The sequence below is a fragment of the Streptococcus sp. SM5 genome (assembly GCF_027497975.1).
This window is the reverse complement of the sequence record NZ_JAJNSC010000008.1, coordinates 16,251-36,088: the sequence shown is the minus strand read 5'-3', so window position 1 is coordinate 36,088 and position 19,838 is coordinate 16,251. Positions and strand designations below refer to the sequence as shown.

At 38.6% G+C, this 19,838-nt stretch carries 15 protein-coding genes and 3 pseudogenes; 17 read left to right on the top strand and 1 reads right to left on the bottom strand.

Translation table 11 applies throughout. The features are described 5' to 3' along the window. Nucleotides 1–5: 5 nt before the first annotated feature. From aroC to ltrA, 17 genes and pseudogenes are all read left to right on the top strand, one after another. Nucleotides 6–1,172 (top strand): chorismate synthase, encoded by a 1,167-nt coding sequence (gene aroC / locus PAN07_RS07555; protein ID WP_070697342.1) that lies wholly within the window; start codon nucleotides 6–8, stop codon nucleotides 1,170–1,172. Between the two features lie 9 nt (nucleotides 1,173–1,181). Continuing rightward, nucleotides 1,182–2,285 (top strand): prephenate dehydrogenase, encoded by a 1,104-nt coding sequence (locus PAN07_RS07550; protein ID WP_084862434.1) that lies wholly within the window; start codon nucleotides 1,182–1,184, stop codon nucleotides 2,283–2,285. A 10-nt stretch (nucleotides 2,286–2,295) separates the two neighbouring features. Beyond that, nucleotides 2,296–2,634, top strand: coding sequence for a YlbF/YmcA family competence regulator (locus PAN07_RS07545; RefSeq protein ID WP_064276487.1), 339 nt, complete (start codon nucleotides 2,296–2,298; stop codon nucleotides 2,632–2,634). Between the two features lie 91 nt (nucleotides 2,635–2,725). Next, entirely contained in the window at nucleotides 2,726–4,009 is a 1,284-nt protein-coding gene (gene aroA / locus PAN07_RS07540) for a 3-phosphoshikimate 1-carboxyvinyltransferase (RefSeq protein WP_084862433.1), read from the top strand. After that, nucleotides 4,002–4,478 (top strand): shikimate kinase, encoded by a 477-nt coding sequence (locus PAN07_RS07535; protein ID WP_084862431.1) that lies wholly within the window; start codon nucleotides 4,002–4,004, stop codon nucleotides 4,476–4,478. The genes aroA and PAN07_RS07535 overlap by 8 nt, the downstream gene beginning before the upstream one ends. Then, the gene (gene pheA, locus PAN07_RS07530; protein ID WP_269797643.1) at nucleotides 4,475–5,323 is read left to right on the top strand and encodes a prephenate dehydratase; all 849 of its coding nucleotides are present in this window, start codon (nucleotides 4,475–4,477) and stop codon (nucleotides 5,321–5,323) included. Before PAN07_RS07535 ends, pheA begins: the two co-directional genes overlap by 4 nt. Continuing rightward, nucleotides 5,320–6,630: an LCP family protein gene (locus PAN07_RS07525; RefSeq protein ID WP_084862428.1), complete on the top strand. Its 1,311-nt coding sequence runs from the start codon at nucleotides 5,320–5,322 to the stop codon at nucleotides 6,628–6,630. Before pheA ends, PAN07_RS07525 begins: the two co-directional genes overlap by 4 nt. A gap of 144 nt (nucleotides 6,631–6,774) precedes the next feature. Beyond that, on the top strand, nucleotides 6,775–7,611 hold the full coding sequence (locus PAN07_RS07520; RefSeq protein WP_269797642.1) for a phosphorylcholine transferase LicD: 837 nt from the start codon (nucleotides 6,775–6,777) through the stop codon (nucleotides 7,609–7,611). Beyond that, entirely contained in the window at nucleotides 7,601–8,704 is a 1,104-nt protein-coding gene (locus PAN07_RS07515; RefSeq protein WP_269797641.1) for a glycosyltransferase, read from the top strand. The genes PAN07_RS07520 and PAN07_RS07515 overlap by 11 nt, the downstream gene beginning before the upstream one ends. Before the next feature lies 1 nt (nucleotide 8,705). Beyond that, nucleotides 8,706–9,692: a glycosyltransferase family 2 protein gene (locus tag PAN07_RS07510; RefSeq protein ID WP_269797640.1), complete on the top strand. Its 987-nt coding sequence runs from the start codon at nucleotides 8,706–8,708 to the stop codon at nucleotides 9,690–9,692. A 15-nt stretch (nucleotides 9,693–9,707) separates the two neighbouring features. Continuing rightward, nucleotides 9,708–11,177, top strand: coding sequence for an O-antigen polysaccharide polymerase Wzy family protein (locus PAN07_RS07505; protein ID WP_033684924.1), 1,470 nt, complete (start codon nucleotides 9,708–9,710; stop codon nucleotides 11,175–11,177). Next, nucleotides 11,170–12,204 carry a prephenate dehydratase gene (locus PAN07_RS07500; RefSeq protein WP_265465757.1) on the top strand — a complete coding sequence of 345 codons (1,035 nt, stop codon included), beginning with the start codon at nucleotides 11,170–11,172 and terminating at the stop codon, nucleotides 12,202–12,204. Before PAN07_RS07505 ends, PAN07_RS07500 begins: the two co-directional genes overlap by 8 nt. 520 nt (nucleotides 12,205–12,724) lie before the next feature. Beyond that, the gene (gene tacF, locus PAN07_RS07495) at nucleotides 12,725–14,212 is read left to right on the top strand and encodes a type IV teichoic acid flippase TacF (RefSeq protein WP_084862420.1); all 1,488 of its coding nucleotides are present in this window, start codon (nucleotides 12,725–12,727) and stop codon (nucleotides 14,210–14,212) included. A gap of 9 nt (nucleotides 14,213–14,221) precedes the next feature. Then, the gene (locus PAN07_RS07490; protein WP_084862419.1) at nucleotides 14,222–15,025 is read left to right on the top strand and encodes a phosphorylcholine transferase LicD; all 804 of its coding nucleotides are present in this window, start codon (nucleotides 14,222–14,224) and stop codon (nucleotides 15,023–15,025) included. Nucleotide 15,026: 1 nt separating this feature from the next. Next, nucleotides 15,027–15,842, top strand: coding sequence for a phosphorylcholine transferase LicD (locus PAN07_RS07485; RefSeq protein WP_084862417.1), 816 nt, complete (start codon nucleotides 15,027–15,029; stop codon nucleotides 15,840–15,842). Nucleotides 15,843–16,291: 449 nt separating this feature from the next. After that, nucleotides 16,292–16,441 (top strand): annotated as a pseudogene (locus tag PAN07_RS07480) (IS200/IS605 family transposase); the annotation flags it as partial. A gap of 780 nt (nucleotides 16,442–17,221) precedes the next feature. Then, nucleotides 17,222–18,499 (top strand): annotated as a pseudogene (gene ltrA / locus PAN07_RS07475) (group II intron reverse transcriptase/maturase). Nucleotides 18,500–18,541: 42 nt separating this feature from the next. Here the strand turns inward: ltrA and PAN07_RS07470 are convergent. Continuing rightward, nucleotides 18,542–19,722 (bottom strand): annotated as a pseudogene (locus tag PAN07_RS07470) (ISL3 family transposase). Nucleotides 19,723–19,838 lie beyond the last annotated feature (116 nt).

Genomic DNA, 19,838 nt, shown 5'->3' with positions numbered 1-19,838 from the left:
AGTGTATGAGATATTTAACTGCAGGAGAATCACACGGTCCCCGTCTGACGGCTATTATTGAAGGAATTCCAGCAGGACTTCCTTTGACAGCAGAGGATATCAATGGAGACCTTAAACGCCGTCAGGGTGGCTACGGTCGTGGTGGTCGTATGAAGATTGAGAGTGACCAGGTTGTCTTTACTTCGGGCGTTCGCCATGGGAAGACGACAGGGGCTCCGATTACCATGGATGTCATCAATAAGGACCACCAAAAATGGCTGGATATTATGTCTGCTGAAGACATTGAAGACCGCCTTAAAAGCAAACGAAAAATCACCCATCCTCGTCCAGGACATGCCGATTTGGTTGGGGGCATCAAGTACCGTTTTGATGATTTGCGAAATTCTTTGGAGCGTTCATCAGCTCGTGAAACAACCATGCGGGTGGCAGTTGGAGCAGTAGCTAAACGCCTCTTGGCTGAATTGGATATGGAGATTGCCAACCATGTCGTGGTCTTTGGTGGCAAGGAAATCGATGTTCCTGAGAATCTCACAGTTGCTGAGATTAAGGAAAGAGCTGCCCAGTCTGAAGTTTCTATTGTCAACCAAGAACGAGAACAGGAAATCAAGGACTATATTGACCAAATCAAGCGTGACGGTGATACCATCGGTGGGGTTGTCGAGACAGTCGTTGGAGGTGTTCCAGTTGGTCTTGGTTCCTATGTCCAATGGGACAGAAAATTGGATGCGCGATTGGCTCAGGCAGTTGTTTCTATCAATGCCTTTAAAGGGGTGGAATTTGGTCTTGGCTTTGAAGCTGGTTACCGTAAAGGTAGCCAAGTTATGGACGAAATTCTCTGGTCTAAAGAAGATGGTTATACTCGCCGTACCAATAATCTGGGCGGCTTTGAAGGTGGTATGACCAATGGGCAACCCATTGTTGTTCGTGGCGTTATGAAACCCATTCCTACACTCTACAAACCACTTATGAGTGTGGATATCGAAACCCATGAACCCTACAAGGCGACCGTGGAGAGAAGTGATCCGACCGCTCTTCCAGCTGCCGGTGTGGTTATGGAAGCTGTTGTAGCAACGGTTCTGGCACAAGAAATCCTTGAAAAATTTTCATCAGACAATCTTGAGGAACTAAAAGAAGCGGTAGCCAAGCACCGAGACTATACAAAGAACTATTAAGGAGTTCCTATGGCAAAAACAATCTATATCGCAGGTCTTGGTTTGATTGGAGCCTCTATGGCACTTGGTATCAAACGTGATCATCCAGATTATGAAATTTTAGGTTATAATCGCAGTCAAGCTTCGAGAGATATCGCCTTGAAAGAAGGCATGATTGACCGTGCAACGGATGATTTTGCTAGTTTTGCTCCTTTGGCAGATATCATTATTCTCAGTTTGCCAATCAAACAAACCATTTCCTTTATTAAGGAATTAGCTGACTTGGACTTGAAAGAAGGTGTGATTATTTCAGATGCCGGTTCGACCAAATCAGCCATTGTGGATGCGGCGGAGCAGTATTTAACTGGCAAGCCCGTCAGCTTTGTCGGGGCCCATCCTATGGCTGGTAGTCACAAGACAGGGGCTGCCTCTGCAGATGTCAATCTCTTTGAAAATGCCTACTATATCTTTACACCTTCGAGCCTGACAAGTCCTGATACACTTGAGGAAATGAAGAATCTGCTTTCAGGTCTCCATGCTCGCTTTATCGAGATTGATACCAAGGAGCATGATCGTGTGACTTCTCAGATTAGCCATTTTCCACATATTCTGGCTTCCAGTCTCATGGAGCAGACTGCGACCTATGCTCAAGAACATGAGATGGCAAGGCGCTTTGCGGCCGGTGGTTTTCGAGATATGACCCGAATTGCGGAAAGCGAGCCGGGTATGTGGACCTCAATTCTCTTGTCTAATCGTGAAACTATTCTGGATCGAATTGAGGATTTCAAGGAGCGATTAGATGAGGTTGGACAAGCCATCAGCAAGGGAGATGAGGAGCAGATCTGGAACTTTTTCAATCAAGCACGTGAGCAACGTCAGGCCATGGAAATCCATAAGCGTGGAGGTGTGGATAGCTCTTATGACCTCTATGTAGATGTTCCCGATGAAGAAGATGTCATCTTGCGGATTTTGGAACTACTGCGTGGAACTTCCTTGGTTAACATCCATATCAACGAGGAAAACCGTGAAGATATTCACGGGATTCTACAAATCTCATTTAGAAATGCTCAAGATTTAGAACGAGCTGAGCACCTCATAACAGAAAATACCGACTACACAGTCGTTATCAAATAAGGAGAAAATTATGTCAAATATTTACGATAGTGCAAATGAACTTAGTCGCGGTCTACGCGAATTACCAGAATACAAGGCTGTTAAAGCAGCTAAAGATGCGATTGCAGCAGATGCTGAGGCAAGCAAAATCTTTACAGAATATGTTACTTTCCAAGAGGAAATTCAAAGACTAGCGCAGACAGGTCAAATGCCAGACGCTTCCTTCCAAGCGAAGATGGAAGGCTTTGGTAAGCAGATTCAAGGAAATAGCCTCTTGTCAGAATTCTTTACCAAGCAACAACAATTGGCCATTTACCTTTCTGACATTGAAAAAATCGTTTTCGAACCAGTTTCAGAATTGCTAAAATAAGAAAATAACTATCATAAAGTCAGAAATTTTTAAGGAATTTCTGGCTTTTTATGATAAAATAGGTAAAAGTATTGCAAGTATGAGGTCCAGTATGAAACTAAAAACAAACATTAGCCACTTACACGGCAGTATCCGAGTTCCAGGTGACAAGTCTATCAGTCACCGTTCTATTATCTTTGGAAGTTTGGCTGAGGGTGAGACCAAGGTTTATGATATATTACGTGGCGAAGACGTCCTTTCGACCATGCAAGTCTTTCGTGACCTTGGTGTTGAGATTGAGGATAAAGATGAGGTTATTACCATCCAAGGTGTAGGTATGGATGGCTTAAAAGCGCCGCAAAATGCCCTTGATATGGGAAATTCTGGAACCTCGATTCGTCTGATTTCAGGTGTCCTTGCTGGTGCAGACTTTGAAGTAGAAATGTTTGGAGATGATAGTCTTTCCAAACGTCCTATGGACCGTGTGACGGTTCCATTGAAAAAAATGGGTGTCAGCATTTCAGGGCAAGCTGAGCGAGACTTGCCTCCCCTTCATTTAAAAGGGACGAAAAACCTAAGACCTATTCATTATGAGTTGCCAATTGCCTCTGCCCAGGTTAAGTCAGCCTTGATGTTTGCGGCCTTGCAGGCTCAGGGGGAGTCTGTTATTATCGAAAAAGAGTGCACCCGTAATCATACTGAAGATATGTTGCAACAATTTGGTGGCCATTTAAGTGTGGACGGTAAGAAAATCACAGTCCAAGGACCACAAAAATTGACAGGACAAAAGGTGGTTGTTCCAGGAGATATTTCCAGTGCAGCCTTTTGGTTGGTCGCAGGTTTGATTGTTCCAAATTCTCGTGTGGTGCTTAATAATGTGGGCATCAACGAAACGCGTACTGGTATTATTGATGTCATTCGTGCCATGGGTGGGAAACTAGAAATAACTGAAATTGACCCAGTCGCTAAATCTGCAACCTTAACTGTTGAGTCTTCAGACTTGAAAGGAACAGAGATTGGTGGCGCTTTTATTCCACGCTTGATTGATGAATTGCCAGTTATCGCTCTACTTGCGACCCAAGCCCAAGGTGTAACAGTTATTAAGGATGCTGAGGAACTTAAAGTCAAAGAAACAGACCGCATTCAGGTAGTCGCAGACGCCTTAAATAGTATGGGAGCAGATATTACTCCTACGGCAGATGGGATGATTATCAAAGGGAAATCAGTCCTTCACGGTGCTAGAGTCAATACGTTTGGTGACCACCGTATCGGAATGATGACGGCTATCGCGGCCCTCTTGGTTGCAGATGGAGAAGTGGAGCTTGACCGTGCTGAAGCTATCAATACCAGCTATCCTAGCTTCTTTGATGATTTGGAGAGCTTGATTCATGACTAAGGTATTACTCGGATTTATGGGAGCTGGCAAATCGACTATTGCAAGAGGCTTGGACCCTAATTACCTTGATATGGATGCCCTGATTGAGAAACGCTTAGGTATGTCCATTGCGGAATTTTTCTCGGAAATGGGAGAAGAGACCTTTCGACAGGTAGAGTCAGAAGTATTGGCTGAGTTACTACAAAGAGACCAAGTTGTGTCAACTGGTGGAGGAGTGGTCGTTTCTCAGCGAAATCGTGACTTACTAAAGACAAATTCTGATAATATCTACCTGAAAGCTGATTTTGACACCCTCTACCAACGCATATCAGCTGATAAGGACAATCAGCGCCCGCTTTTTCTAAATAATAGCAAGGAAGAATTAGCAGCTATTTTCCAAGAAAGACAGGCTTTGTATGAGGAAGTGGCTAGTCGGATTTTGGATGTGACCGAGCTAAGCCCAGAGGAAATTATAGAGGAACTGAGATGAAAATTGCTTATCTAGGTCCCAAGGGATCATTTTCACACCATGTTGTGCAGTCAGCTTTTCCTCAGGAGGAATTGCAGGCCTTTGCCAATATTACAGATGTCATCAAGGCCTATGAGCAAGGTTTGGTGGACTATTCTGTGGTGCCAGTTGAAAATTCTATCGAGGGTAGTGTTCATGAAACCTTGGACTACCTTTTTCATCAGGCTCGCATTCAAGCAGTAGCAGAAATCGTTCAGCCTATTCATCAGCAGTTGATGGTGGTTCCAGGTCATACTAAGATTGAAAAGATTTTTTCACATCCACAGGCCTTGGCTCAAGGAAAGAAATTCATCGATGAACAATATCCAGAGGCCCAAATCGAGGTAACAGCTAGTACAGCTTATGCGGCTCGTTTTATTTCTGAACATCCAGGCCATCCTTATGCAGCGATTGCACCAAGAAGTTCTGCTGAAGAATATGGCTTGGAACTGATTGCCGAGGATATTCAAGAAATGGAAGCCAATTTCACACGTTTCTGGGTTTTGGGAGCTGAAAAGTCTTCTATTCCCTTGAAAGCACAAACTGAGAAAATGACTTTGGCCTTGACCTTACCGGACAACCTTCCAGGTGCCCTTTATAAGGCTCTGTCGACCTTTGCTTGGAGAGGAATTGACCTGACAAAAATTGAAAGTCGGCCACTCAAGACAGCACTGGGAGAATACTTTTTCATTATTGATGTGGATTATGCCGATAAGGATTTGGTTAACTTTGCCCAAAAAGAATTAGAAGCGATTGGAATCCAGTATAAAGTACTGGGAGCCTATCCTATTTATCCAATATCAGACCACGGAAAGGAGAGAAGATGAGTAAAGAAAATCCCTTAAGTCATCATGAGCAGTTACGTTATGACTATCTCTTTAAGAACATTCATTACCTCAATGAGCGAGAGAAAAAAGAGTTTGCTTACTTGCAAGGTAAGTTAAATATGGCTAGTGGTAGTGAAGCTTCACCAGAAATTCATAGTGAAAATCATGATATGGAAGAGTCTTTCATGGAACCAATCAATCAATCTCCTCTTCCATCCTATGGTAACCGTAGTCGTGCAAAAAAATATCAGAAAAGTCATTCACTTCCAAAGGTTAAAGCAAAAAAACGCAAGATTCGTTGGGGGCGCATTTTTGCAGGATTGCTTGTCCTTCTAGCCTGTGTCGGTTTTGGCATGATTTTTATGTTCCTAAAAGGCTATTCAAATGCGGATCCAAATAAACCTGCCAATGCTAAGGCGGCTCAAGTAGAAGTTTTTCATGGTCAAGATACCAAGGATGGTGTTAATATCTTAATTATGGGAACAGATGGACGGATTGGTCAAAATAGTGCTGAGACGAGAACGGACTCTATTATGGTACTAAATGTTGGTGGCTCAGATAAGAAAATTAAGCTGGTCAGCTTTATGCGTGACAATTTGGTCTATATAGACGGTTACAGTCAAGTGATTAACGGTAGAAAACAGACGGATAACAAGTTAAACGTAGCCTATGAGTTGGGAGAACAAGAGGGGCAAAAAGGAGCAGAAATGGTCCGAAAAGTCCTAAAAGACAATTTTGACTTGGATATTAAGTACTATGCCTTGGTTGATTTCCAGGCCTTCGCAACCGCTATTGACACTCTTTTCCCTGATGGGGTGACGATTGATGCCAAATTCTCAACCTTAGAAGGTCAACCTTTAACCGAAGCTACCGTGGGTGATGATTTGCATGCTACAGAAACAGAGTCTCCAACGCAGACGATTAAAGTCGGGAAACAGCAGATGAATGGCTCAACCTTGCTCAATTATGCACGTTTCCGTGATGACGATGAAGGTGACTATGGTCGTACCAAGAGACAACAGCAAGTTTTGACAGTAGTTCTGCAACAACTCAAGGATCCAACTAAACTCTTTACTGGATCAGAAGCACTTGGTAAGGTCTTTGGCATGACCTCTACGAATGTTCCTTATAGTTTCTTATTGACCAATGGCTTATCCTTCCTAGATGGAGCGCAAAATGGTATAGAGAGATTAACAGTTCCAGAACTGGGTGATTGGGTTGATGATTACGATGTTTATGGAGGGCAGGCACTCTTAGTAGACCAAAATAAATATCAAACTAAACTTTCTCAGATGAGGATGAGATAGAATTATACAGAAAAAATCAAGGTTGGAATCACTAGTAAAATAGTGGTTTGAACTTTGATTTTTTTTAGTTTCCGATGGATTTTTAAGGCTTTTTTATGGTATAATAAACCGATATAACTCGTTATTGAACAGAAGAGGAGAGACATGACTGATTTAAAAGCAATTCAGGCTCGTAGTCTGAAAATGGCTGAATATTTCGTCGCATTTTGTAAAGAACATGATTTGCTTTGTTATCTTTGTGGTGGAGGTGCTATTGGTTCCCTTCGAAACAAGGGCTTTATTCCTTGGGACGATGACCTAGACTTTTTTATGCCTCGTAAAGATTATGAGAAATTAGCAGAATTATGGCCTCGCTATGCAGATGAGAGTTATTTCTTGTCAAAGAGTCACAAGGATTTTGTAGACCGCAATCTTTTTATTACCATTCGTGACAAGGAAACCACCTGTATCAAACCTTATCAGCAGGATTTGGATTTGCCACATGGTTTAGCCTTGGATGTCTTGCCTTTGGATTATTATCCGAAAAATCCAGCTGAGCGGAAGAAACAGGTTCGTTGGGCCTTGATTTATTCTCTTTTTTGTGCGCAAACTGTTCCAGAAAAGCATGGCGCACTTATGAAATGGGGAAGTCGCATTTTACTGGGTGTGACGCCAAAATCTCTTCGTTATCGCATTTGGAAAAAAGCTGAAAAAGAAATGACCAAGTATGGTCTAGCTGAGAGTGATGGAATCACGGAATTATGCTCAGGGCCTGGCTACATGAGAAACAAGTACCCAATCGCATCCTTTGAAGATAATCTCTTCTTGCCATTTGAAGAGACAGAGATGCCCATTCCAGTCGGCTATGATGCCTATCTCAGCACCGCTTTTGGAGACTATATGACACCTCCACCAGCTGACAAGCAGGTGCCGCATCATGATGCTGTCATCGCTGATATGGATAAGTCTTATACAGAATACAAGGGAGAATATGGTGGCTAAGAAAAAAATATTATTTTTTATGTGGTCTTTTTCTCTCGGAGGTGGAGCAGAGAAGATTTTATCTACCATTGTTTCAAATCTGGATCCAGAAAAGTATGATATTGATATTCTTGAAATGGAGCATTTTGACAAGGGATATGAATCTGTTCCGAAACATGTACGAATTTTAAAATCCCTTCAGGATTATCGCCAAGCCAGATGGTTACGAGCTCTTTTGTGGAGAATGAGAATTTATTTTCCAAGATTGACTCGGCGCTTGCTTGTGAAAGATGACTATGATGTTGAAGTTTCCTTTACAATTATGAATCCACCGCTTTTGTTTTCTAAAAGAAAAGAAGTCAAGAAGATATCTTGGATTCATGGAAGTATTGAAGAATTTCTTAAGGATAGCTCAAAAAGGGAATCACATAGACGCCAGTTGAATGCTGCGGATACCATTGTAGGAATTTCGAATAAAACCAGCAATTCTATCAAGGAAGTCTATCCAGATTATGCTTCAAAATTAGAGACGGTCTACAATGGTTATGATTTTAAGACTATTCTAGAAAAATCTCAAGAGAAGATCGATATCGAGATTGCTCCTCAAAGTATCTGTACCATTGGACGGATTGAGAAAAATAAGGGTTCTGACCGTGTAGTGGAAGTGATACGACTATTACACCAAGAGGGAAAACATTATCACCTTTACTTTATAGGTGCTGGTGACATGGAAGAGGAACTGAAAAAACGAGTCAAAGAGTATGGGCTCGAGGACTATGTACATTTCCTTGGTTATCAAAAAAATCCTTATCAGTATTTATCTCAGACGAAAGTTCTCTTGTCTATGTCTAAGCAAGAAGGGTTTCCTGGAGTGTATGTTGAGGCCTTGAGTCTGGGACTTCCTTTTGTCTCTACAGATGTTGGAGGGGCTGAGGAATTATCCCAAGAAGGTCGATTTGGACAAATCATTGAGAGCAATCAAGAGGCAGCTCAGGCAATTACGAACTACATGACATCTGCCTCAAACTTCGATGTCAATGAGGCTAGTCAATTTATTCAACAATTTACAATTGCCAAACAAATCGAACAAGTAGAAAAACTATTAGAGGAGTAGCATGGAAACTGCATTAATTAGTGTGATTGTGCCAGTCTATAATGTGGCGCAGTACCTAGAAAAATCGATAGCTTCCATTCAGAAGCAGACCTATCAAAATCTGGAAATCATTCTTGTCGATGATGGAGCAACGGATGAAAGTGGTCGCTTGTGTGATTCAATTGCTGAACTAGATGATAGAGTTTCAGTACTTCATAAAAAGAATGAAGGATTGTCGCAAGCACGAAATGATGGAATGAAGCAGGCCCACGGGGATTATCTGATTTTTATTGACTCAGATGATTATATCCATCCAGAAATGATTCATAGTTTATATGAGCAATTAATTCAAGAAGATGCGGATGTTTCGAGCTGTGGTGTCATGAATGTCTATGCTAATGATGAAAGCCCACAATCAACCAATCAGGATGACTATTTTGTCTGTGATTCTCAAACATTTCTGAGGGAATACCTCATAGGTGAAAAAATACCTGGGACGATTTGCAATAAGCTAATCAAGAGAGAGATTGCAACTGCACTATCCTTTCCAAAGGGATTGATTTACGAAGATGCTTATTATCATTTTGATTTAATCAAGTTGACCAAGAAGTACGTTGTTAATACCAAACCCTATTATTACTATTTCCATAGAGGGGATAGTATTACGACTAAACCCTATGCAGAGAAGGATTTAGCCTATATTGATATCTACCAAAAGTTTTACAATGAAGTTGTGAAAAACTATCCTGACTTGAAAGAGGTTGCTTTTTTCAGATTGGCCTATGCCCACTTCTTTATTCTGGATAAGATGTTGCTAGATGATCAGTATAAACAATTTGAAGCCTATTCTCAGATTCATCGTTTTTTAAAAGGCCATGCCTTTGCTATTGCTAGGAATCCAATTTTCCGTAAGGGGAGAAGAATTAGTGCTTTGGCTCTATTCATAAATATTTCCTTATACCGATTCTTATTACTAAAAAATATTGAAAAATCTAAAAAATTACATTAGAACGGGGGTGAGCAAGTGATTGATGGGAAACGATTATTATTTAGTTTGACCATAGTCAGCTATGCCTTGACGCTAGTAAGTGGAATTGTGTATCTGTTTAATAATAACAATGTTAGCTTGCTTTCTACTTTATTGTTCTTACTGGTTAGTAGCTTAATTGCTTGTTGGAATGATATCAAGTATTACTTAATCCATTTTATTTTCTTTTTAACTATTTTTGTATTTCTGGTATCAAGGCCGACCATTGATTATTTTAGGGATGGTGCTTTGGATACCTATCATCCCATAGCCTATCGTTTTGCCTTTATAGTCGTCATGGTTTCGATATTGGGATTGACCACAGGGGGGCTCCTAGCTCGCTATTTTATAGCTAGAAAGCAAATAAAAGTACCCAAGATAGGAAGTTCTCTAAAAGATGTTTACATCAAGCGGTTGCGCTTTGTATCGCTAGGAGTTTTTCTTCTAACCTATCCTTTCTATTTCATTCGGTTATTTGAACGGCTCCTGTATCGCTTGCAGACTTCCTACTATGCCTACTATGCAAACTTTGAAAGTAAACTACCTTATTTTACCTATATCTTATCAACATTTACGGTCTATGCAATGTGTATGTATTTGGCAACCAAGCCAAAGAAATTGCAGGCAACAGCAGTGCTTGTCTCCTTTATTGCAGCTAATACTATTCATTTGGCAATCGGGACACGCAATCCCTTTATTTTAAGTATTCTATTTGCTTTCGTTTATTACTTTATGCGGGAGCAAACAGAAAAGGGAAAATGGATTGGATTTAAAGAAAAGTTAGCGATTTTTGTAGGTTCTCCTATTCTCATGTTAGCGATGGGAATACTCAATTATGTACGGGATAATGTCCAAGTTTCCCATACAGGTTTCTGGGATATCCTGCTTGACTTTATCTATAAACAAGGAACCAGTTTTGGTGTTTTGGCTCGAGGTTTTCTATTTAACAGTAGCCTACCTTACCGAGATTTACGCAATTTTACTTTTGGTCCTGTTATTGATTATTTTGCAAGGGGAAGTTTAGGGGCCATTTTCGGAGGAAAAGCCTTTGAACATACAACCAATAGTGTGGAACTAGCTATTGATAGTAATAGTTATGCCCATAATCTATCCTATCTTGTCTTGAACAAGGAATACTTGAAAGGACATGGTATCGGAAGTAGCTACATTATGGAGTTGTATACCGACTATGGTATGATAGGAGTCTTTCTACTTAGTCTCTTGCTAGGTATGCTATTCATAGCCATGTTGCAAGTAGCCTATCGTTCAAGAACAATCTTATTTGCCTTGTCCCTACTCATTTTGAATAATCTATTCTTTATGCCAAGAAGTAGCTTTTCAGAAAGTTTCTTCAATTTATTTACAATGCAATTCTGGGGAATTGTTCTTGTGATTATATTCGTAGCGAAAATGCTTACAAAAGAGAACCAGTATCTACTAAACAAAGGAGAAAAAAATCATGTTTGAACATTATTCAGTAGCTGATTTGTTTGCAAATCTTTACAAAAAACGAAAAGCAAATATTTTAGCTCTCATCGCTTTATTTGCTCTCATTGCTGTGCCATTTACAATTAAAGCAGTTAAGAATAAAAATACTGTCAAAGACACAACAAGTTATTCAACTTATATCAGCTATAAAATCACTCCTCCGGAAGATTCAGCTAAAACGATTTTGAATCATCAAATTGGTGGTTATAGTGATTTCTACGGGAAATTGATTGATGGGAACTTGAATGGAGCTTATCTTTTCAATGATGTAGAGTCTAGTGAGTTGAAAAAAATTGCTAGTGAATTGGATACGACAGAAACAACCTTGAAAAACTCTACAAGTGACTATTGGTGGAAAAAATTGACCGTCTACTATATGATTGACGATGCAGGGGTTGGTGTGAAAATTTTGACACCAAGTAAAGACGCTAATGACTTGTTAGAGAAAAAGATTGATGGATTGATTGAGAAATTTAAACACACTTATGCAAATGTGAAAATTGAAAAGTTGGAAACCATCAACTCTAAAGAATTGAATGCAAATGGTGAGACAGCGCTTGGGTTGAATGTGAAGAATTTGATTCTCCGTTTAGCTGTTATTGGAGTAGTCTGTGTGATTTTGGTTGTGATGGGAAATGTGTTGGTTTATCTCTTTAACCCAACAATCAATAGAGCAGGTGATTTTTCTCAGTATCAAATTGATTTTGTGACAGAGATTACAACAATTGCTAACCTAGCAGATGTTCTGTCATACAAAAATGCTGGACAAGAATTAACAATTGTTAGCTCAAATAAAGCTATCCTAGATAAATTGAAACAAAATCAAGAGGCTTTAAAAGGAATTCATTTTGTCGATTTACAGGATGTACCATCTCTTTTGGAAAGAGATACAGTCCTTCTTGTTGAAGAGTATGGAGTGACTCGTTATAAGAAATTTGAACAAAGTCTCCAAATTCTTCGAAACTTAAATCGTTCTATCCTCGGTGTAGCAACCTTTAAATTATAAGCATTCTGATACATCGAATCTCTAAAGTTGGCGAAGAGTCGATTTTGAGGCTCCATAATATTTGTAGTGGGTACCCTCCATATAGATATTATGGAGTCTATTTTGTTGTGTTGTTAGAAGATAGTAGTCACTGAGAGTCCTCTAGTAAAGAATATCAACAAATCCGTTAGATTCTCAATTCAAAGATTACTTAAAAGTTAATTGAAAAGACTTCTATGAAAGATATAAATCATAAACTTTCAATCTTATTATAATTATCGTACTGTAACTAAATAATTAAGGCTTGATAATTTTTGTATTTTCAATCCCAATTGGAGTTCTTTGCTTTTTTAACGATATATTTGTCCTTGGTTAAAGTTCAATAAATTTTATTTGAAATACTCAAAAAGTTAGTTTTTAATCTTAAATTTTTGAGGATTTGAGTTCCTAAAAATGTTTTAAAATAATTAAAGACTAGTTGTTGAAAACAAAAGAGTTATTTTAACTAACTTTATGATATAATGAAAACGAGGTAAATTGAATGAAAAGTATAAAATTAAATGCTCTATCTTACATGGGAATTCGTGTCTTGAATATTATTTTTCCCATCTTAACTGGTACCTACGTCGCGCGTGTCTTGGATCGTACTGACTATGGTTACTTCAACTCAGTCGACACAATTTTGTCATTTTTCTTACCCTTTGCAACTTATGGAGTCTATAACTACGGTTTACGGGCCATCAGTAATGTCAAGGATAACAAAAAAGATCTGAATAGAACCTTCTCTAGTCTTTTTTATTTGTGCATAGCTTGTACGATTTTGACCACTGCTGTCTATATCCTATCCTATCCTCTCTTCTTTACTGATAATCCAATCGTCAAAAAGGTCTACCTTGTTATGGGGATTCAACTCATTGCCCAGATTTTTTCAATCGAATGGGTCAATGAAGCTCTGGAAAATTACAGTTTTCTCTTTTACAAAACTGCCTTCATCCGTATCCTGATGTTGGTCTCTATTTTCCTTTTTGTCAAAAATGAGCACGATATTGTTGTCTATACACTTGTGATGAGTTTATCGACACTGATTAACTATCTGATTAGTTATTTTTGGATTAAAAGGGACATCAAACTTGTTAAGATTCACCTAAGTTATTTTAAACCACTCTTTCTCCCTTTGACAGCCATGTTGGTCTTCGCTAATGCCAATATGCTCTTCACTTTTTTGGATCGTCTCTTTCTCGTTAAAACAGGGATTGATGTTAACGTTAGTTACTATATCATAGCTCAACGAATTGTGACCGTTATAGCTGGGGTTGTAACAGGAGCTATCGGAGTGAGTGTGCCTCGTCTCAGTTACTATTTGGGTAAAGGAGACAAAGAAGCCTATGTTTCTCTGGTTAACAGAGGAAGTCGAATCTTTAACTTCTTTATCATTCCACTCAGTTTCGGACTCATGGTTTTAGGACCAAATGCTATCCTACTTTATGGTAGTGAAAAATATATCGGAGGCGGAATCTTAACCTCTCTCTTCGCTTTTCGTACGATTATCCTGGCACTGGATACCATTCTTGGTTCCCAAATTCTCTTTACAAATGGCTATGAAAAACGAATCACAGTCTATACAGTCTTTGCAGGATTACTCAATTTGGGCTTAAATAGTCTCCTCTTTTTCAACCACATCGTGGCTCCTGAATACTACTTACTGACAACTATGCTATCAGAGGCCTCTCTACTTGTTTTCTATATCATTTTCATCTATAGAAAACAGCTTATTCACCTGGGACATATCTTTAGCTATACTGTTCGATACTCTCTCTTTTCACTTTCCTTTGTAGCAATTTATTTCCTGATTAATTTCTTGTATCCCGTGGATATGGTCATTAATTTGCCATTTTTGATTAACACTGGTTTGATTGTCTTGCTATCAGCCATCTCTTATATTGGTCTACTTGTCTTTACCAAAGATAGCATTTTCTATGAATTTTTAAACCATGTTCTAGCCTTAAAAAATAAATTCAAAAAATCATAGGAGTTTAAAATGAAAAAACTAACCATTGAAGATGCCAAACAAATTGAATTAGAAATTTTGGATTACATTGATACTCTCTGTAAAAAGCACAATATCAACTATATTATTAACTACGGGACGCTGATTGGGGCAGTTCGACATGAGGGCTTTATTCCTTGGGATGACGATATTGATTTATCCATGCCTCGAGAAGACTATCAACGATTTATTAACATTTTTCAAAAGGAAAAAAGCAAATATAAGCTCCTTTCCTTAGAAACTGATAAGAACTACTTTAACAACTTTATCAAAATAATAGACAGTACGACTAAAATTATTGATACTCGGAATACAAAAACCTATGAGTCAGGTGTTTTTATCGACATTTTCCCTATGGACCGATTTGATGATCCTAAGGTTATTGATATTTGTTATAAGCTGGAAAGCTTCAAACTTCTATCTTTCAGTAAACACAAAAATATTGTCTATAAGGATAGCATTTTAAAAGATTGGATACGAACAGCCTTCTGGTTGCTCCTTCGACCTGTTTCTCCTCGTTATTTTGCAAATAAAATCGAGAAAGAAATTCAAAAATATAGTCGTGAGAATGGACAATATATGGCCTTTATCCCTTCTAAACTTAAAGAAAAGGAAGTCTTCCCAAGTGGTACCTTTGATAAAACAATTGATTTACCCTTTGAGAATTTAAGCCTTCCTGCACCTGAAAAATTTGATACTATTTTGACTCAATTTTATGGGGATTATATGACCTTGCCACCTGAAGAAAAACGCTTCTACAGTCATGAATTTCATGCCTACAAATTGGAGGATTAGGATGCAATATTTAGAAAAAGAAGAAATTAAAGAAATTCAACTAGCTCTGCTAGATTATATTGATGAGACTTGTAAGAAACACAATATTCCTTATTTTCTCAGTTATGGGACCATGCTTGGTGCTATCCGCCACAAAGGTATGATTCCTTGGGATGATGATATTGATATTTCTCTCTATCGTGAAGATTATGAGCGCTTATTGAAGATCATTGAGGAAGAAGACCATCCACGTTATAAGGTTCTCTCCTACGACACTTCTTCTTGGTACTTCCATAATTTTGCATCGATTTTGGACACTTCTACTGTTATCGAAGACCATGTCAAGTACAAGCGTCATGACACTAGTCTCTTTATTGACGTATTTCCAATTGATCGATTTACAGATTTGAGCATTGTTGACAAGAGTTATAAGTATGTGGCCCTTCGTCAACTAGCTTATATCAAAAAATCACGCGCGGTTCACGGTGACAGCAAGTTAAAAGATTTTCTAAGATTATGCAGTTGGTACGCCCTCCGATTTGTTAATCCGAGATACTTCTATAAGAAAATAGATAAGTTAGTTAAGAATAGTGTTGTAGAACAGCCGAAATATGAGGGAATGGTTGGAGTTGATAAAGAGGGAATGAAGGGTGTTTTCCAAATAAATACTTTCAAAGAGTTAATCTTAACAGAGTTTGAGGGAAGAATGTTACCAATTCCTAAAAATTATGATGTCTTTTTAACCCAGATGTATGGCGATTACATGACTTTTCCTTCAAAAAAAATGCAGGAGTGGTATAGTCATAGTATAAAAGCTTTTCGCAAGGTGGAGAAGTAATTCTGTTTTATGAGAGAACAAATCTTGTGAGTGTCTATTGAGGAGATTAGGACATTGATATTCTTATACAAGCTTGGACACAAAAAGGAGTTCTAGTTTACTAAGATCAATTTTTTATACATCAGCAGAAAATATTCCAAATTGTAGTCTGTAGAGATGGTAAAGGAAAGTGTGATATACATGAAGAACATAATGATAAGAAATTTAATATTATTTAGTTTTCTTGTATGTCCTTTAATTATGGCTGCCAAATTATCCGCATCCACTTTATTAATGTAAAATCTAAGTCAGGGAGTTATACTATTCTTTTAGAAAGCTAAGGGTACTTTGTTTTAATTATATGACTATTGATCCTTATCGCTCCGTTAGGTGCGCGTCGAAGGTTATAGCCTAAAAACTTCAAATGCGATACAATAAAGTTATTTCTGTAAATCGAAAAGTGAAAAAATATGGTACAAAAGTCTCATAGTTTATCGTACACAAAGTGGCGCTGTAAGTATCACATCTTGTATAGACGAAAAGTAGTCTATAATCAATATCGAAGTAGTTTAAGCGAAGTATTTCATCGCTTGTGTAGTTATAAGGATGTTGAAATTATCAGTTAGATTATGTACATATGTCAACTCTTTGTAAACTGTAGTGGGTTTAATAAAAGCTAAGATCGAGAAAGGACACATTTCGTCCTTTCTTTTTTAAGTACGACGGGCATGTCGTGCATCTGAGGTGTAAGTCCTCCGTGGGCACCCGCTACTGGTGAACCCAATAGCGATTCCCAAGTCTGACTATCGTGAGGTAGCGGATTAAAACGGTCTGGGGATAGACCGTTTTAAGTCTGACGCTAGAAATAAGAGTCGTCAGAGGAAGGGATAGCGAAATCGTGGCTCTACGAACAGGAACGTGATAGTAAGGCGTATATAGTGGATAAGGAGGCTTAAAACTCTAAAGTCCAAAAAAGTAGTCGTAATCTATATGCGTAAATCACGAGAGTAATTGAATTCGGACTAAGGTTTGTGTGAAAAAGATAAATTTTCCTAGAGTCTAAAGACTCTGCGTCAGATTTCCTATTTTCACTGTAACCTTTTAACGTCCTCGTATCTTGTATAAACGAGGAAAGATGTACGACTTATCCCGTGAGATCTCATGAGAGCTGAAAGCGTAGTAACAACGAATCATGAGAAGTCAGCCGAGCCCATAGTAGTGAGGAAGCTTCTGTAATGGAAGTGGAGCGGAGGGGTGACCAACAAATCGAAGTAATCCTACTTCACTTGTGTCTGTAAAACGAGAGGTCTAATAGAACTGGACTCTGTCACGTATGACTGGGTGAAGGTTCACCAATATAAGATGTCCCTCAGGCATCAAAACAAGAAAGGAATACGCACATGTCAAAATTGCTAGATAAGATATTATCACGCGAAAATATGCTGGAAGTCCACAATCAAGTAAAATCCAATAAGGGCTCAACTGGGATTGATGGAATTACTATCGAAGAGATGGATGACTATCTCAGACACAACTGGCGCCTGACTAAGGAACTGATAAAACAGAGAAAATATAAGCCTCAACCAGTTCTTAGAGTTGAGATTCCCAAACCAAACGGAGGCATCCGTCAACTAGGAATTCCAACAGTTATGGATAGAATGATTCAACAGGCCATTGTCCAAGTCATTAACCCCATTTGTGAACCCCATTTCTCAGATACGAGTTATGGCTTCAGACCAAATAGGTCATGTGAAAAAGCCATCATGAAGCTCTTAGAGTACTTAAATGACGGCTATGAGTGGATAGTGGATATAGACCTAGAGAAATTTTTCGATACGGTTCCTCAAGATAGATTGATGTCCTTAGTACATAATATTATCGAAGACGGAGATACGGAATACTTGATTCGTAAGTATCTTCATTCAGGTGTTATCATTAACGGTCAGTGTCATAAAACGCTAGTTGGTACACCACAGGGAGGAAATTTATCTCATCTCTTATCTAATGTCATGCTAAATGAATTGAACAAGGAATTAGAAAAGAGGGGACTTCGATTTGTGCGCTACGCAGATGATTGTGTGATTACGGTCGGAAGCGAGGCAGCCGCTAAGCGTGTGATATATTAAGTCAGTCGTTTTATTGAGAAACGGCTAGGTTTGAAAGTAAACATGATCAAGACTAAGATTGCCAGACCAAGCGAGTTGAAATACTTAGGCTTTGGGTTCTGGAAATCATCAGTTGGTTGGAAAAGTCGCCCCCATCAAGATAGTGTTCGGAGATTTAAGCTTAAATTGAAGAAACTAACACAGAGGAAATGGAGTATAGACTTAACAAGACGTATTGAGCAACTGAATTTGTCTATTCGAGGATGGATAAACTATTTCTCGCTGGGAAATATGAAGCACATAGTCACTAGCATAGATGAGCGCTTGCGTACTCGCCTACGAGTGATTATCTGGAAGCAATGGAAGAAGAAATCTAGACGACTATGGGAATTACTGAAACTAGGGGTTCCTAAATGGACAGCAGATAAGGTATCTGGCTGGGGTGACCACTATCAATTAGTAGCTCAGAAGTTGATACTTAAACGTGCGATATCAAAATCAGTCCTTGAAAAACGTGGACTGGTTTCGTGTTTGGATTATTACCTTGAACGACATGCGTTAAAATTTAGTTGAACCGCCGTATGCCGAACGGCATGTACGGTGGTGTGAGAGGAGCTAGAGATTATCCCCTACTCGATTGTTGAGAGCGATAAAAATCTGTTTTTTGAAGTTTTCAAAGTTCCGAAATCCAAATGCATTTCGTTTGATAAGCTTGATGAGATTATTGGTCGCTTCTAATTTGGCGTTGGAATAGGGTAATTGAAGGGCATTGATGATTTTCTCTTTGTTCTTTAGAAAGATTTTAAAGACAGTTTGACAAAGAGGATGAACTTTCTTTAGATTGTCCTTAATAAGTCCGAAGAATTTGTCAGGTTCCTTGTTCTGAAATTGAGAAATCAAGAGTTGATAGAGATTGTAGTGGTGTTTCAACTCTTCTGAATAGCTCAAAAGATTGTCTAGAATTTCTTTATTCGTTAAGTGCATATGAAAAGTAGGGCGATAAAATCGCTTATCACTCAGTTTACGACTATCCTGTTGTATAAGCTTCCAGTAACGTTTGATAGCTTTGTATTTATGGGATTTTCGCTCGAATTGGTTCATGATTTGAACACGGACACGACTCATAGCACGGCTGAGATGTTGTACAATATGAAAACGATCTAGAACGATTTTAGTACATGGAAAAAAGTAGTTTAGCCAAGTCATAGTAAGGACTAAACATATCCATAGTAATGATTTTCACCTGACAACAAACGGCTCTATCGTAGCACAGAAAATGATTACTTATGATAGCTTGTGTTCCACTTTCAAGAACAGTGATGATATTGAGATTGTCAAAACCTTACGCAATGAAACTCATATTTCCCTTAGTGAAGGCATACTCGTCCCAAGACATAATCTCAGGAAGACGAGAAAAATCATGATTAAAGTGAAAGTCATTGAGTTTTCGAATGACAGTTGAAGTTGAAATGGACAGCTGATGTGCAATATCAGTCATAGAAGTCTTTTCAATCAACTTTTGCTCAATTTTTATTGATGAGAGAAGTTTTGGAGAGGGTCATTTTCGAGCAATGATAGCACTTGAAACATCTTTTCTAAGAAGGGGTTCTATTGGGGATACCAATTGTTTCAAGGTAAGGAATTTTAGACAATTTTTGAAACTCATATTTCTTAATTTGGCTAGCGCAATTAGGACGAGATAGAGCATCATTATCCAGTTTAGCGATGATTTCCTTGTGGGTATCCCTGTTAATTTAATTGTTCCATACGATTCTTTCTAATGATGGTTTGGTCATTTTTCATTCTAGATATTACGGAACTTTTTCTACAACAAATAGGCTTCATAATATCTATAGGGAATTTACCCACTGCAAATATTATAGTTCCCTATTTTCTTAATATAGAATCTAAC